General features: G+C 61.9%; 12 protein-coding genes and 1 pseudogene. 3 read left to right on the top strand and 10 right to left on the bottom strand.

What is annotated here, in order from left to right; genetic code table 11:
• Positions 1 to 3 precede the first annotated feature (3 nt).
• From SAJA_RS13340 to yidD, 4 genes and pseudogenes are all read right to left on the bottom strand, one after another.
• A pseudogene (locus tag SAJA_RS13340) lies at positions 4 to 1,136 on the bottom strand (5-methyltetrahydropteroyltriglutamate--homocysteine S-methyltransferase); the annotation flags it as partial.
• Positions 1,137 to 1,324: 188 nt separating this feature from the next.
• Positions 1,325 to 1,585 (bottom strand): type B 50S ribosomal protein L31, encoded by a 261-nt coding sequence (locus SAJA_RS13330; protein WP_123659159.1) that lies wholly within the window; start codon positions 1,583 to 1,585, stop codon positions 1,325 to 1,327.
• Positions 1,586 to 1,657: 72 nt separating this feature from the next.
• The gene (gene ileS, locus SAJA_RS13325) at positions 1,658 to 4,843 is read right to left on the bottom strand and encodes an isoleucine--tRNA ligase (RefSeq protein WP_123659158.1); all 3,186 of its coding nucleotides are present in this window, start codon (positions 4,841 to 4,843) and stop codon (positions 1,658 to 1,660) included.
• Between the two features lie 96 nt (positions 4,844 to 4,939).
• Positions 4,940 to 5,191: a membrane protein insertion efficiency factor YidD gene (yidD, locus tag SAJA_RS13320; protein WP_221180249.1), complete on the bottom strand. Its 252-nt coding sequence runs from the start codon at positions 5,189 to 5,191 to the stop codon at positions 4,940 to 4,942.
• A 152-nt stretch (positions 5,192 to 5,343) separates the two neighbouring features.
• Here yidD and SAJA_RS13315 point away from each other — a divergent pair, with 152 nt between their 5' ends.
• Complete coding sequence (locus SAJA_RS13315) at positions 5,344 to 5,769, top strand: SufE family protein (RefSeq protein ID WP_123659157.1); 426 nt, start codon at positions 5,344 to 5,346, stop codon at positions 5,767 to 5,769.
• 443 nt (positions 5,770 to 6,212) lie between these two features.
• Here the strand turns inward: SAJA_RS13315 and SAJA_RS13310 are convergent, their stop codons facing one another.
• Both SAJA_RS13310 and SAJA_RS13305 read right to left on the bottom strand, forming a co-directional pair.
• On the bottom strand, positions 6,213 to 6,662 hold the full coding sequence (locus SAJA_RS13310) for a Z-ring associated ZapG family protein (protein ID WP_123659156.1): 450 nt from the start codon (positions 6,660 to 6,662) through the stop codon (positions 6,213 to 6,215).
• Positions 6,663 to 6,772: 110 nt separating this feature from the next.
• Positions 6,773 to 7,186: a CoA-binding protein gene (locus tag SAJA_RS13305; RefSeq protein WP_184999892.1), complete on the bottom strand. Its 414-nt coding sequence runs from the start codon at positions 7,184 to 7,186 to the stop codon at positions 6,773 to 6,775.
• Positions 7,187 to 7,308: 122 nt separating this feature from the next.
• Here SAJA_RS13305 and SAJA_RS13300 point away from each other — a divergent pair, with 122 nt between their 5' ends.
• Entirely contained in the window at positions 7,309 to 7,830 is a 522-nt protein-coding gene (locus tag SAJA_RS13300; RefSeq protein WP_221180248.1) for a hypothetical protein, read from the top strand.
• Positions 7,831 to 8,291: 461 nt separating this feature from the next.
• Here SAJA_RS13300 and gpmA read toward each other — a convergent pair whose 3' ends face one another.
• From gpmA to gorA, 4 genes are all read right to left on the bottom strand, one after another.
• Positions 8,292 to 9,041 carry a 2,3-diphosphoglycerate-dependent phosphoglycerate mutase gene (gene gpmA, locus SAJA_RS13295; RefSeq protein ID WP_123659155.1) on the bottom strand — a complete coding sequence of 250 codons (750 nt, stop codon included), beginning with the start codon at positions 9,039 to 9,041 and terminating at the stop codon, positions 8,292 to 8,294.
• A gap of 103 nt (positions 9,042 to 9,144) precedes the next feature.
• Positions 9,145 to 9,504 carry a 3D domain-containing protein gene (locus tag SAJA_RS13290; protein ID WP_245963332.1) on the bottom strand — a complete coding sequence of 120 codons (360 nt, stop codon included), beginning with the start codon at positions 9,502 to 9,504 and terminating at the stop codon, positions 9,145 to 9,147.
• 97 nt (positions 9,505 to 9,601) lie between these two features.
• Positions 9,602 to 10,438: an alpha/beta hydrolase gene (locus SAJA_RS13285; protein WP_123659153.1), complete on the bottom strand. Its 837-nt coding sequence runs from the start codon at positions 10,436 to 10,438 to the stop codon at positions 9,602 to 9,604.
• A gap of 38 nt (positions 10,439 to 10,476) precedes the next feature.
• Positions 10,477 to 11,829, bottom strand: coding sequence for a glutathione-disulfide reductase (gorA, locus tag SAJA_RS13280; protein WP_123659152.1), 1,353 nt, complete (start codon positions 11,827 to 11,829; stop codon positions 10,477 to 10,479).
• Between the two features lie 152 nt (positions 11,830 to 11,981).
• On the opposite strand from gorA, the gene SAJA_RS13275 reads away from it, so the two are divergent.
• Positions 11,982 to 14,057: a M3 family metallopeptidase gene (locus SAJA_RS13275; RefSeq protein WP_123659151.1), complete on the top strand. Its 2,076-nt coding sequence runs from the start codon at positions 11,982 to 11,984 to the stop codon at positions 14,055 to 14,057.
• Positions 14,058 to 14,497: the final 440 nt, after the last annotated feature.

Raw genomic sequence — 14,497 nt, 5'->3', positions numbered from 1 at the left:
TGTTTAATGCGCGTGCGCCTGGCGCAGTTGCCGGGCGGCATCAACCATACGCCGCAAGGCCGGCTCGACCTCGGCCCAGCCGCGGGTTTTCAGGCCGTAGTCCGGGTTGACCCAGAGCTTTTCGGGGGCCAGAACCTGGGTGGCTTTTTTCAGCAGCGCGCCCATGTCAGCGGCATCCGGCACGCGCGGGCTGTGAATGTCATAGACCCCGGGCCCGATTTCATTGGGGTAATCGAACACGGCGAACGCATCGAGCAGTGCCATCTGAGAGCGCGCTGTCTCGATTGAAATACAGTCGGCGTCCATCGCGGCGATCGCCTCGATGATGTCGTTGCACTGCGAGTAGCACATATGGGTATGAATCTGGGTCGTATCCGCCACACCCGCGGTTGCCAGACGAAACGCGGCAGTGGCCGCGGCCAGATAATCTGCCCGGTCGCTGCGACGCAGCGGCAACCCTTCACGAATCGCGAGCGCCACTTGGCGCATGGTCTCGGCCCGGGGCTGGTCGTCGCGCACAAAGACCCACTGCACCAGGGTGACCGAGCCGGTGAGCATGCCCTTCATGGGCCGACTCGTGCGCGACTGGGCATATCTTGACCATTTGACGGTCGTGGGCGCCGGGCGTGAGACATCGCCGTAGATAATCGGCGGCTTGACGTGGCGCGTGCCGTAAGACTGCACCCAGCCCAGCTTGGTGAAGGCATAGCCGGCCAGTTGCTCGCCGAAATACTCGACCATATCGTTACGCTCGAACTCGCCGTGCACGAGCGTATCCAGACCAATATCCGCCTGGAGCGCGACCGCATCATCGATCTGGCCGGCCAGAAACGTCTCGTAATCCGGCGCGCTCAGCCGACCGGCCTTGTAACCGGCGCGGGCCCGGCGCACGGCCTGTGTCTGCGGGAACGAGCCGATCGTGGTGGTTGGAAACGACGGCAACGCCAGCTTGTCACGCTGCCGGCGGGCGCGCTCGGAATAAGCGCTGCGACGCGCGTAGTCGCTGGCCGTCAGCCCGGCGAGCCGGCGCTGGACGAGGTGTGGCGGCTCTGCCGCGCTGGCTGGCGCTTGAATACAGCGATCGCCTGGCGCTGGCTACGTGTCGCCTGGGCATGCATGGCATTACCAAGCAGATCCATCTCGGCTGTCGCCGCGACGACATCACCCACCCGCCGCTGGCCGGCTTCGTTGCTCTTGCACAAACACAGCCACAGGCCAAATTTTAGACACGCGAAAGCGCGCCGGCGATAGCTCACCGGCGCGCTTTACGAAACGGTCATGGCCAACGGCCGCGGGCATGCCCACGGCCGCCGACACCGCAGTCTTATTTCTTGGCGCCGCGCATCATGCCGAAGCGACGGTTGAAGCGCTCGACCTTGCCGGTGGTGTCCATGATGTTCTGCTTGCCCGTGTAGAACGGGTGCGTGTCACTGGTCACTTCCAGCTTGATCAGCGGGTATTCGTTGCCGTCTTCCCACTCGATCGTTTCCTTGGACTCGATGGTCGAGCGCGTCAGGAAGGCGAAGTCGCTGCCCATGTCCTTGAAGACGACGGGGCGATAGTTGGGATGAATATCCTGTTTCATGATCGAAGACCGTTACGCGTATGCGAATCGTTTTTAAAAAAACCCGTGCTGTATCCGAGCCCGGCGCCTGTCTTATGCCTCGCGCGTGAGCGCTAGCGACAGCGCTTCGTCACCGATTGTGAAATCGGCCACGACATCGCCGGCCGGCGATGCACTCACGGACACATGGCGTGCGAGTGTCTCTCGCGCAATCAGCTCGGCGTGCGTGTCGATGGCCTGGGCCAGCGTCGTATCCGCGGCATAAACCACCTGGATACGATCAGCCACATGAAATTCGGCCTGTTTGCGCAGCCTCTGAATACGGTTGATGACCTCGCGTGCCAGCCCGCGCTGGATCAGCGAATCGTCAAGTGTACTATCAAGTGCCACCGTGACGCTATCCTCGCGACCAACGAGCCACCCCTCGACGCCTTCGGCCGAAACGATCAGATCGTTTCCGTCGAGCGCTATCGGCGTGCCCTCGACGTCCACGGTGAGCGCACCGTCGCGCATGAAGGTGGCGATCGCGGCATCATCCAAGGCCGCGATCGCGGCGGCGGCCGGCTTCATCTGCTTGCCCAGACGTTTGCCCAGCGTCTTGAAGTTGGCCTTGACGCTTCGTTTGACCAGATCGCCCTCGCCGGCCACGAACTCGATGGCATCGACGTTGACTTCGTCGCGCACGATCGGCGCCACCGCCTCGACATCGGCCCGCGCCACGCCCGGTTCCTCGACGACCAGAATCCGTGCCACAGGCTGGCGCACATTGATGCCGGCCTCGTTACGAAGAGCCAGCGTATTGGCCACGATCGCCCGGGCAAGGCCCATACGGCGTTCCAGATCGGCGTCGGTGATCGTGTCATCGGCCACCGGAAAGTCAGCCAAGTGCACCGAGGCGCGCGCGCCGCTCGAGGCCACGACCTGGCCATAGAGCCAGTCGGCGAAAAATGGGGCGATGGGCGCCATCATGGCGGCTACGTCACGCAGGCAGGTCAGCGTGGTGTGATACGCCGCACGCTTGTCGGCGACCTCGGCCGCGCTCGCATCCCCGCCGGCATCCGCGCGCGCCCCGGCCCAGAAACGTGCCCGCGAGCGCCGGATATACCAGTTGGACAGCGCGTCGATAAAGCGCTCGACAGCGCGGGTGGCCCGCGTCGGGTTGTAAGCATCCAGCGCGGCAGCAGCTTCTGCGGCCGTGGACTGCAGGCGCGAGAGAATCCAGCGATCCAGCTCGGGGCGCTCATTGACGGCGGGTGCCGGCGTATCGGCGGTGAAGCCGTCGATATTAGCGTAGGTGGCAAAGAACGAATAGACGTTTTCCAGCGTGCCGAAGACCTTGGTGCGGGTTTCGCGCAGGGCCCGGTCGGCATACTTGGTGTTATCCCAGGGCTGGGAGCTGGTCAGCATGTACCAGCGGATGACGTCCGCGCCGTGGGTGTCCAGGGCCTCGAACGGATCGACGGTGTTGCCCTTGGACTTGGACATCTTCTCGCCGTTCGCGTCCAGCAGCAGGCCGTTGACGATCACGTTCTTATAGGCCGGCGAGTCTTTGATCAGCGTGCCGATGGCATGCAGCGAATAGAACCAGCCGCGGGTCTGATCCACGCCTTCGCAGATGAAATCCGCGGGGAAATTGGCCTCGAACAGTTCCTTGTTCTCGAACGGGTAATGCCACTGGGCAAACGGCATGGCGCCCGAGTCGAACCACACGTCGATGATCTCGGGCACGCGTCGCATGGTGCCGCCGTTGGCGGCCTGCCAGGTGATGGCATCGACCTGGGGCTTGTGCAGATCCAGCGTGTCATCGCCGGCCACTTGATCGCCGGCGTACTCGCGCAGCTCGGCGATCGAGCCGATGACCACGATATCGTCCGGGTCGGCGTCGTTGACCCAGATCGGTAGCGGCGTGCCCCAGTAGCGATGGCGCGAGAGCGCCCAGTCCACGTTGTTGGCCAGCCAGTCGCCAAAACGCCCGGTGCCGACGTGCGGCGGGTGCCAGTCGATCTGGTCGTTATAGGCGACCAGCCGGTCCTTGTTCTGCTGGGTGGCCACGAACCAGGACTCGACCGGGTAATTCATGAGCGGCGTGCCCTTGCGCCAGTCGTGCGGGTAGTTATGAACCGTCACGTCTTGCGCAAAGAGCTGGCCACGCTCTTTGAGATCACGCGCCAGTGTCTTGTCGGCATCCTTGAACCACTGGCCGCCCACGAGCGGAAAATCGGCTCGGAAATGCCCGTCGTTTTCGACCGGGTTGAAGACCGGCAGGCCGGCTGCGACCGAGACGCGATAATCGTCGCCGCCGAATGCCGGGGCCATGTGCACGATGCCCGTGCCGTCCTCGGTGGAGATGAAATCACCTGCGATGACGCGCCAGGCATCGGCCGCGCCGTCGAGCTCATGCATGAAATCGAACGGCGGGCGATAGCGCGTGCCAATCAATTCCGAGCCCTTGAAGGTCGAGACGATCTCGGCCCCCTCACCCAGGGTCGCCGCGACACAGTCGGCGGCCAGGATATAAGTCGTGTCTTCATGGACCGCCCGGACATAATCAATATCCGGCGCCACGGCCAGCCCGGCATTGGAGGGCACCGTCCAAGGCGTGGTGGTCCAGGCCAGGATCGCGACATCCGGCTCGTCTTCGACAAAAAACTTGACCGTGATCGACGGATCCTGGACTTCCTTGTAGCCCAGGCTGACCTCGTGCGAGGACAGCACGGTGCCCGAGCCCGGCGAATACCAATGGATCTTGTGGCCCTTGTAGAGCAGGCCCTGCTTATGGAGCTGGGCCAGCAGCCACCAGACCGATTCGATGTACTCGTTGGAGAACGTCACATAGGGCGCGTCGAGATCCACCCAATAGCCGATACGCCGGGTGAGCTCATCCCATTGATGCTTGTAGCGCAGCACCGAATCGCGACAGGCCGCGTTGTATTCGGCGATGCCATAGGCCTCGATATCTTCGCGCGATTTCAGACCCAGCTCTTTCTCGACCTCGATCTCCACCGGCAGGCCGTGGGTGTCCCAGCCGGCCTTACGATCCACGCGATAGCCCTGCATCGTCTTGTAACGACAGAAGGCGTCCTTGATCGTACGCCCAAGCACATGATGAATGCCGGGGCGGCCGTTGGCCGTGGGCGGGCCTTCATAAAAAGCAAAATTCGGACCGTCGGCCCGGGCGGCGGTCGAGGCCTCGAACACGCCGGCCTCGTCCCACCAGGCACGGACATCGGCCTCGATGGCCGGCAGGTTCAAGGCTTTGTGCTCGGAAAAACCGCTCATGGCGTCCCTGGGCTGGCGTGAATCGCGTGAAGATGATCGGGCAGGCGCCCTATCATGCAAGCCGCGCACTATAAACCCTGCGCTGGCTCGTATGCATCATCCGCACGAGTCGTCGTCGTGGTGGTGGCCACAACGCCTGGGCGGCACCGGGTCATGCCCGCCGGAATTCAGCGGGTGGCAACGCATGATTCGCCAGATAGCCAGGCCCAGACCCTTGACCGGGCCATGGCGCGACAGCGCTTGTAGGGCATACGCCGAGCAGGTCGGATAAAAACGACACCGCGGCCCCAGCAACGGTGAAATCACGCGCCGATAGAACAGGATCGGCGCGCGCAACACAGCGATCATGCCCTTACGGAACCACCGGTACAGCCTCTGCCCTATGCTCGATCGCATCATGGCCGCAGTCTATAACGGCTGCGTGCCCAGCGCTTCACCGGCTTGACTCAGCGCCGTATCGACCCAACTTCTTCAGTCATAAATCCGAGTGCAGGCCGGTCATGGATCAAAACATCGACAAGCTCAAGACCACCTTCGAACTGCTGCCCGACTGGGAAGAGCGCTATCGCTATATCATCGACTTGGGCCGCAAACTCGAGCCGCTGGATGACGCCGAGCGCAACGAGGCCACCCTGGTACGCGGTTGTATGAGCCAGGTCTGGCTCGTGGCTGACGACGAGGATGCCGACAACAAGCTGCATTTTCGCGGCGACTCCGATGCGCATATCGTGCGCGGGTTGATCGGCGTGTTGTTGATGATCTATTCCGACAAGACACCGCGCCAGATCGCCGATACCGATATTCAACAGGTATTTGCCGATCTCAACCTCGAGCAGCACATCACCATGAACCGCCGCAACGGGCTGTATTCGATGGTCGAAACCATCCAGCGCCACGCCGCGGCTCGCCTGAACGCATCCTCCTGATTCGGGGCCTCGTTCTTTGAAGGCTATCCGCAGATGGACGCAGATTGCGCAGATGGGGGCTTGGCGTGGCAGACGATTTGACGGCTAAATAATAGCTTCCCAGACCCTCTAACCTTCTGAGATGCGATGTTTTGAGCTGTCGAGACCTGCTCGTTTTCTCATGGCGATGTGTTTTCCGGCTTCGTTCTTTCAGGCGATTTGCCGGGTATCTAAGCCGCGCTTGTTGCTAATCAGTCAAGCGTTTTCAACGCCTCTCAGGCCAGAATTGGCAGCGTTTCGTTCTATTTCATCTACGTTCATCTGCATTAATCTGCGGAAAAAAAAAGAATTGGGCTCGGCGCCTAACGGCCCAGCCAGGCAATCTGTGGATAGCCTTGAAAGAACACAGGCACAAAAAAGCCGGGACATGCCCGGCTTTTTCGATTCACGCGGTTTGATGCGCGTTATTTCTTCGGCTGGCTTTTTACCGCGGCGTCCGAGGGCTGCTGGCTCGGGGTTTCGCTGGGCTTGCCGCCGTTGACCTTGGCATCCATGGCGCTACCCAGCTGGCTCGGGCTGGTTTGTTCTTTTTTCGACTCGTCGGTGTTGCCCAAGCTCTGCGGGTTGGACGGGGCGGCCAGCTTTTCACGATCCATGTCGGCCAGGCGCTCTGCACCTTGTGACATGTGCTGGTGCATGTCGCGATAGTCTTCAGCCATGCGCGACATGATAGCGGCTGTCTGTTGGAAATGCTCGCGCACATCGCCGCGGAAGTCGTCGTTTTCTTGTTTCTGCTTGGCGATTTCATCGGAGCGATCGACGCCGCCACCCGTCTTGTTGCCGATGAAATAACCGGCCAGTAGCGCGATGACCGCGCTCACGGCAGCGATGATGATCCAAATGACCGGGGTCATATCATTCTCCTAGGCAGACCGGCGATAGATGCGCCGCTGTGTGTTTCGGCTGGGCACCGAGTCTACCCAATCCGCGGAACAAGCCCAAGAACACCGGCATATCGCAGTAATCACCCCAGCAGTCGGCTGTATTCCTTGAACATGCAACGATCCATGACCACATGCATACCGTGCTCAGCAGCATATTTGGCAGCTTCGTTATGAATGACGCCCTCCTGAAGCCACAGGTTGCGCACTTTCTTCTCGATACACATCTCGACGATTTCCGGAACGTGCTTGGGCTCACGAAACACGGCCACCATATTGACGGCATCGCTGACGTATTTCAGGTCGGCAAACGTCTTGCGCCCAAGAATCTTGCTCTCGAACGGGTTCACCGGAATGATGTCGTAACCGGCCTCGATCATGCCCTTGGCAACGCCGTGCGATGGCCGCTCCGGGTCAGGCGACAGGCCGATCACGGCGATCCGCCGAACCTGCGCCAGAATATCGCGAATGGTTGCGTCATCATCAACAAGCGTCATAACAATTCCAAGTCTGCAGAATGCACTGAGTTTAACATGCAGCCTCTTATCGCCCGGGCTTTGAACGCTACCCGGGCTTAGCTATGCTGCGCGCCATGTGTGATCACCCGGCACCCGACATCATGAGCGAAACCACTGCCGAGCCCCGTATCGAAGATGTAACGTCGGTCTCGGCCGTCGGTATCGATCGCCTGCAGGCACTGCTGGCCGAGTTTTCGCTACGGGTCGAGCCGATCGGCCTGGATCAGCCGATTCCCGGCAGTTTCTGGGGCGACGCCGAGGCCGGGCTCAAGGGCGATACGTTGATCGTGCGCTCTGACACACCGCTGCATTCGGCTCTGCACGAGGCCGGGCACTATGTCTGTATGAGTAGCAAACGCCGCGCGGTACTGGATACCGATGCCGGCGGCACCTACGCCGAGGAGAATGCGGTCTGCTATTGGCAGATCATGGCCTGTGATCGCCTGGCGGGCATATCCCGGGCCGATATGTGTCGTGACATGGATGCCTGGGGGTATACCTTTCGTCTGGGCTCCGCCGCCGCCTGGTTTGAGCGTGATGCTGAAGACGCCCACGGCTTTCTTGTCCGCCATGGCCTACTCGATGCCATGACCGACCGGCTGAACAGCGCGATACGTTGCTAGGGCCTGTTGCCGTTTCATGCGGGCCCGCGCCAAGCGCTGTTTTGCGGCAAGACGAGGCGTAGCCCACGCCGCGCAGTCATTCTGCGCAAGAGGGCTAGAACGCTGTATTGCCGCAAAACAGCGCTTGTCCCTTCGGGTTGGGCCGAAAATCGCGCCCTGCGGCGTTGCAAGCCTTGATCGTGGCACGCCACGATGCGGCGACTCGCGCCTTGCAGGACACGATTTGCGGTCTCCAACGCGGGCTCGCATGAAACGGCAACAGGCCCTAGGGGCTGTATTGCCGACGTGTCGCTCATTTTGTGGGCGCTTGTCCCAAACGGTTGGGCCGCCCATAAAAATTAAAGATGGGTGCCCTGCCCCTGGCGAGTCTTGCAGGACACCATTTGCGGTCTCCAACGCGGCGTTCGCATGAAACGGCAACAGGCCCTGGACGGGCGCCGATCGGCGCCCGTGATTCATCGCTACTTGCCCTTGGCCTGATTGGCCACGGCATCGGCGGCTTTCTCGGCAGCATCGGCATCGCCCAGATAGGCCGATTCCAGAGCGTTCAGCTCGTCGTCAAGCTTGTAGCGCAGCGGAATGCCCGTGGGGATGTTCAAGCCGGTGATCTCGTCGTCGGATACACCGTCGAGATATTTCACCAGCGCACGCAGGCTGTTGCCGTGGGCCGCCACCAGCACGTTATCGCCGGCCTTCAAACGCGGGGCGATGGCGTCGTGCCAGAACGGCAATACACGATCGAGCGTGAGCGCCAGCGATTCCGTACCCGGCAGGGCACGCACGTCGAGCTTGGCATAGCGTGGATCGTGACAGGGATGGCCCGGGTCGTCGCGATCCATTTCCGGCGGCGGTGTGTCGTAGCTGCGACGCCAGACATGCACCTGCTCCTCGCCGTGTTTCTCGGCGGTTTCGGCCTTATCCAGGCCTTGCAGCGCACCGTAGTGGCGCTCGTTCAGGCGCCAATGACGCTCGACCTCGACCCAGGGCTGCTCCATTTCTTCCAGCGCCAGCCACATCGTCTTGATGGCCCGCTGAAGCACCGACGTGAAGGCCACGTCGAAACGAATACCGTCTTCGGCCAGTAGCCGGCCGGCATTACGGGCTTCGTCACGCCCGGTATCGGTAAGATCGACATCCACCCAACCGGTGAAGCGATTCTCGAGATTCCACTGACTCTGTCCGTGGCGCAGGAGGATGAGCTGGCCTGCCATGAGCAATCCTTGTTACGACAAACAAGTTGCGAGATTAACGCAGTCGACCAAACCGCGACACGGATCGCCATCAAACCGGCCGGCGGCCGATCATATCGATCGCTCAGCTGTTTTCGGCGTACTCGATCTCGATATCGTGGCGCATGCCCCATTCCAGGGCGGCGGTGACATCCTTACCCATATAGATATCGATCTTGTTCTTCCACCGCGCGGCCATCTTGTCGCGTACGATATAGACCCCGGGCAAGCCCTTGATCCTGACCTTGGTGCCGTGTGTCAGGCCTTTCTTGATCAGGTCGCGCGAAACAGCGATAGCGTTCATGCCGGGCTTGAGCCTGTCGCCCCAGGCTGCAATGGCCGGGTTGTTGGCAGTTTGCGACGGCAGAGAGTTATAAGCCGAGGCGGCCACGCTCAGACTTTCCCACTCATCGGACTGCGCCTGCGCGATGGACGCTGCAAACAATAGACACGCCGCTATGCAGACGTTTTGTATCATTAGACGTCTCATGATCGCCCCTCGTGCTTCATAAGCCCGTGACCATAACCAGCCAACCTGAACTCTAGCTGTCCGTGGCGTGCTTTTTCACGAAGGCAGCAACGGTATCCAGCTCATCCCCCTTGAAGCGCAGCACCGCGGCCAGCGGGGCGATCAACATGACGTGTGTCACGTCAGGGTAGTATTTTGTCTTGGCATTTCCGCCACTTGCGTTGATTTTTTCGGCCATGTGCCGTGTATTTTTCGGCAAGACGGTTTCATCCGCCAGGCCATGCAGCAACAGCGTCGGCGGCACGCTCGCATCCACGAAATTGATCGGCTGGGTACGCGGCCAGCCCGATTCTGGCGCAAATATGGTCTGTAGCGTGGGATCGATGATCGGCAGAAAATCATACGGCCCCGCCATGCCGATCAGCCCGCGTATGTCCTCGCGTGGCACATCGACCGCCGCCAGATAATCCGGTGCAACGGCCAACATGGCCGCGATATGCGCGCCGGCCGAGTGGCCGGCCAGAAATAGATCCTTACCGTTGCCGCCGTACTCGTCGATATGCGCTCGTGTCCAGGCCACCGCGGCGGCGCCGTCTTCGATAAAGCCCGGAAACGTGACCTGCGGATACAGTCGATAATCCGGGATAACCGCGGTGATCCCACGCGAGGCCAGAGCCTGGCCGACAAAGCGATAGCCGTCCTTGTTGCCTTCCTGCCAGCTGCCGCCGTAGAAAAACACCACCACCGGGCGGCCCGGGGCAGGCTCGCTCGGGCTGTAGATATCCAGGTGTTGACGGGCCAGATCACCGTAGGCGATATCGGCGTGGCGGGTATGGCCCCACGACGGAGTCAGCGTATTGACCCAGAACTGGCCCGAGCAGGCCGTCAGCAGACCGGCCACGAGACTCATCGTGGCCGCCCGGCCGATAACGTATAGACCACGCCGGCTCACGTCATCGTGACGAACTCTTCAGCGCTCGTCGGATGGATGGCCACGGTATCGTCAAAGTCTTTCTTGGTCGCACCCATTTTCACGGCCACGGCAAAGCCCTGGGTCATCTCGTCGGCGCCGTCGCCGATGACGTGCGCACCCACAACCTTTTCTTCGTCGCCCACACAGACCAGCTTCATGTCCGACGGGGTCTTGTCATCCAGCACGCCGTGATAGAGCGCGACGTAGTGGCTGGTATAGATCTTGACGCTATCGTCGCCGAACTGCGCGCGCGCATCGGCTTCGGACAGGCCCACGGTGCCGATCGGCGGATGGGTGAACACCACGGTCGGAATATTGCTGTAATCCAGCTTGCGCTCGGGCATGCCGCCAAACAGCCGGTCAGACAGCCGGCGGCCGGCCGCGATGGCCACGGGGGTAAGCTCGGGCCCGCCGGTCACATCACCCAGCGCGTGCACGCCGGGAAGTGCGGTGTCTTGCCATTCATCGACCGGGACTGTGCCGTCGCCGGCCAGCTCCAGACCGATCTGTTCCAGTGCCAGTGTATCGGTGTTGGGCACGCGTCCGATCGCCCAGATCAGCCGGTCGAAGCCCTTGACGGTGTCGCCGTCCTCAAACTCGACCGCGATATGTCCGCCTTCCTGCTCGTGCAGGGCCACGCTCTGGCGGTTCATCTGGACATCGATCCCAGCCTCACGCATGCGCTCGATGAGCGTGTCACCCAGCATGGCGTCAAAGCCCTTGAGCACGTGTTCCTTGCGCAGCAGCAGGCTGACCCGGGTGCCCAGCCCGTTCAGCATGCAGGCCAGCTCACAGGCGATATACCCCGAGCCGACGATGGCCACGCTGTCCGGCCGGCTCTCCCACTCAAAGAAACCGTCGGAATCCGTGCCGAGCGCGGCGCCGGGAATCTCCGGCCAGCTGGCCTTGCCGCCGGTGGCGATCAGCACGTGCTCGCCGGTCAGCCGGCGATCGCCGACCGTGACTTCACGCTCACCGGCGAAAGACGCCTCACCCACCACCAGCTCGACGTCGTCCTTGTCCAGATTACGGTCGTAGATGCCGTTGAGACGCTCGATATATGTGCGGCGATTGGCCACCAGCCGGGCCCAGTCATGCTCGGCCGAGGGGTGCGTGAAGCCATAGTTGTGGGCATGGGCCGAGGCCTCGGCATAAGCCGCGGCGTGCCACATGACTTTTTTCGGCACACAGCCGACGTTGACGCAGGTGCCGCCGAGACGCCCGCGCTCGATCAGCGCCACGCGCTTGCCATAAGACGCGGCCCGGCGGGCCGTGGCCATACCACCCGAACCGCCGCCGATGACGATCAGATCATAGTGATCGCTCATGAAATATCCTGTGTGTTCGAAACGAACTGTTGGCCCGTATTGTAGGCCGGCCCAACGCGTTCCGGCCACCACGCCGCGATGGGCCCGGCGGGCTTGATCGCCGCGGCTGTTGCCGCATCATCAGGGTATTGCCTGTCGACACGACGTTTGTAATGCCTGATTCGAACAACCCCCTGCTCGCCCTGGCTGCCGCCGGCTCAACGGCCCTGCCGGATTTCGCCAGCCTGTCGCCCGACCACGCCGAGCCGGCGGTTGATCAGCTCATCGACGCGGCCCGCGAGGCCATCGACGCCGCACTGGCCCACGCCGACGAGCCCACCTGGGACACCCTCATCGCCCCGATCGAGGACAGCCAGGACGCTATCGATCGCGCGTTTTCGCCGGTCGCACACATGCATGCGGTGATGGATTCGCCCGAGTGGCGCAATGCCTACCAGGCCTGTGTACCCAAGCTCACCGCGTTTTCCTCGGAGGTGGGCCAGAACACCGCACTCTACCAGGCGGTCGCCAACCTGCATGACAGCGCGGCATTCGCCGAACTCGGCCCGGCCCGTCAACGCGTGATCGAGCACATGCTGCGCGATTTCGAGCTCGCCGGCGTGGCGCTGGCCGGCCCGGCCAAGAAACGTTTTGCCGATATCGCCCAGCGCCGCTCCGAGTTGGCCACGACGTTCCAGCAGAACCTGCTGGATGCGACCCAGGCCTGGCACAAGCACATCACCGACGAGGCCCGGCTGGCCGGCCTACCGGACTCGGCCCGTGATCTGCTGGCCCAGAACGCGGCGCAAAAAGACATGGACGGCTGGCTTGTCACACTCGATGCGCCGAGCCTGATGGCCGTGCTCACCCACGCCGATGATCGCGCGCTGCGCGCCGAGATCCACGAGGCTTTTGCCACGCGCGCCTCGGATGTCGGGCCCAACGCCGGCGAATACGACAACTCGGCGCTCATGGACGAGCTCCTGGCGCTGCGCCAGGAGGGCGCCGAGCTGCTGGGCTTTGCCAACTACGCCGAGCAGTCGCTGGCCAAGAAGATGGCCGACTCCCCCGAGCAGATCGAGACCTTCCTGCTGGATCTGGCCGAGCGCAGCAAGACGCCGGCCCACGCCGAACTGGGTGCCCTGCGAGAACTGGCTGCTGCCGACGGCATCGAGGCGCTGGCCGCCTGGGATATCGGCTATTACGCCGAGAAACTCAAGACCGCGCGCTACGATTACGCCGAGGAAGACCTGAAGCCCTACTTCGCCGCGCCGGCCGTCATCGACGGGCTGTTCAAGGTCTGTGCGCGCCTGTTCGATATCACCGTCACCCCGCGCCACGACGCCGCGACCTGGCATGCAGACGTCACCGTGTATGAAATCCACGACCGGAACGAGACTCTGCGCGGGGTGTTCTATCTCGACCCGTACGCCCGCGAAGGCAAGCGCGGCGGGGCCTGGATGCACCCGTTCCAGAGCCGGCGCGTGGATACAGCCGGCACCCAGACACCGCTGGCGTTTCTGACCTGCAACTTCTCGCCGCCGGTCGGCGACAAGCCGGCCCTTTTGACCCACGGCGAGGTCACGACACTGTTTCATGAGTTCGGCCACGGGCTGCATCACATGCTCACCCAGGTCGATGAAGCCAGCATCGCCGGCATCTCCGGCGTGGAATGGGATGCGGTCGAGCTGCCCAGCCAGTTCATGGAAAACTGGTGCTGGCATCGTGAATCACTCGATCTGTTCGCCGCGCATCATCAAACCGGCGAGGCGTTGCCCCAGGCATTGTTCGACAAGCTCTATGCGGCGCGTAACCACATGGCCGGCTGGCAGATGCTGCGCCAGGTCGAAATCTCGTTGTTCGATCTGCGCCTGCACAAGGACTTTGCCCCGGACGAGGGCCGCGGCGTGATGGACACCCTGGCCGCCGTACGCGCCGAGGTCGCCCCCATCGAACAGCCGGCCTACAACCGCTTCCCGCACTCGTTCATGCATATATTCGCTGGCGGCTATGCCGCAGGCTATTACAGCTACAAATGGGCCGAAGTGCTCTCGGCCGATGCGTTCGCGGCTTTCGAGGAAACCAGCCTGTTCGACGCCGCCACCGGTGCCCGCTTCAAGACCGAAGTGCTCGAGCGCGGCGCCACCCGAAGTGCCACCGACAACTTCGTGGCCTTCCGCGGCCGCGAACCGGCCATCGATGCCCTGCTGCGCCACAGCGGCCTGGCCGACGACCAACGCGCGGCTTGATTCATAACACCCGCCAATGAACGCGAATAAATGCAAATGAATACAGGCGGTTATCCGCAGATGGCCGCAGATTAGCGCAGATAAAGACGAGAACTTTTATGGCTGTACGTGCTCCGAAAGTCATATTCACTTCGGTAGTTCGCACTCCCCATAAATCATCTTTTCAATCGGCGTAAATCTGCGTTCATCTGCGGATTGTCTTTCTTCTATTCGCGCTCATTCTCGTTCATTCGCGGACAGATTTTTGTTTTCCAGCGAGACGTTTATCCAGCAGGCCCGTTATCCGCAAATCTAAGCTGCTTATTGAAAACGTCCGCCAATGAACGCGAATAAATGCAAATCAATACGGGCATGTTACCCGCAGATGGCCGCAGATGGCCGCAGATGGCCGCAGATAAAGACGAGAACTTTATGGCTGTACGCGCTCAGAGAGTCTTTTC

Source organism: Salinisphaera japonica YTM-1 (genome assembly GCF_003788585.1).
GTDB classification, from domain to species: domain Bacteria; phylum Pseudomonadota; class Gammaproteobacteria; order Nevskiales; family Salinisphaeraceae; genus Salinisphaera; species Salinisphaera japonica.
This window is presented reverse-complemented; position numbering and strand designations above follow the sequence as displayed.

What these genes read in the sequence shown, in the direction of transcription:
- SAJA_RS13330 (WP_123659159.1), bottom strand. Translation starts at nt 1,585, where the DNA reads ATGAAACAGGATATTCATCCCAACTATCGCCCCGTCGTCTTCAAGGAC.
- ileS (WP_123659158.1), bottom strand. Translation starts at nt 4,843, where the DNA reads ATGAGCGGTTTTTCCGAGCACAAAGCCTTGAACCTGCCGGCCATCGAG.
- yidD (WP_221180249.1), bottom strand. Translation starts at nt 5,191, where the DNA reads ATGATCGCTGTGTTGCGCGCGCCGATCCTGTTCTATCGGCGCGTGATT.
- SAJA_RS13315 (WP_123659157.1), top strand. Translation starts at nt 5,344, where the DNA reads ATGGATCAAAACATCGACAAGCTCAAGACCACCTTCGAACTGCTGCCC.
- SAJA_RS13310 (WP_123659156.1), bottom strand. Translation starts at nt 6,662, where the DNA reads ATGACCCCGGTCATTTGGATCATCATCGCTGCCGTGAGCGCGGTCATC.
- SAJA_RS13305 (WP_184999892.1), bottom strand. Translation starts at nt 7,186, where the DNA reads ATGACGCTTGTTGATGATGACGCAACCATTCGCGATATTCTGGCGCAG.
- SAJA_RS13300 (WP_221180248.1), top strand. Translation starts at nt 7,309, where the DNA reads ATGAGCGAAACCACTGCCGAGCCCCGTATCGAAGATGTAACGTCGGTC.
- gpmA (WP_123659155.1), bottom strand. Translation starts at nt 9,041, where the DNA reads ATGGCAGGCCAGCTCATCCTCCTGCGCCACGGACAGAGTCAGTGGAAT.
- SAJA_RS13285 (WP_123659153.1), bottom strand. Translation starts at nt 10,438, where the DNA reads ATGAGTCTCGTGGCCGGTCTGCTGACGGCCTGCTCGGGCCAGTTCTGG.
- gorA (WP_123659152.1), bottom strand. Translation starts at nt 11,829, where the DNA reads ATGAGCGATCACTATGATCTGATCGTCATCGGCGGCGGTTCGGGTGGT.
- SAJA_RS13275 (WP_123659151.1), top strand. Translation starts at nt 11,982, where the DNA reads ATGCCTGATTCGAACAACCCCCTGCTCGCCCTGGCTGCCGCCGGCTCA.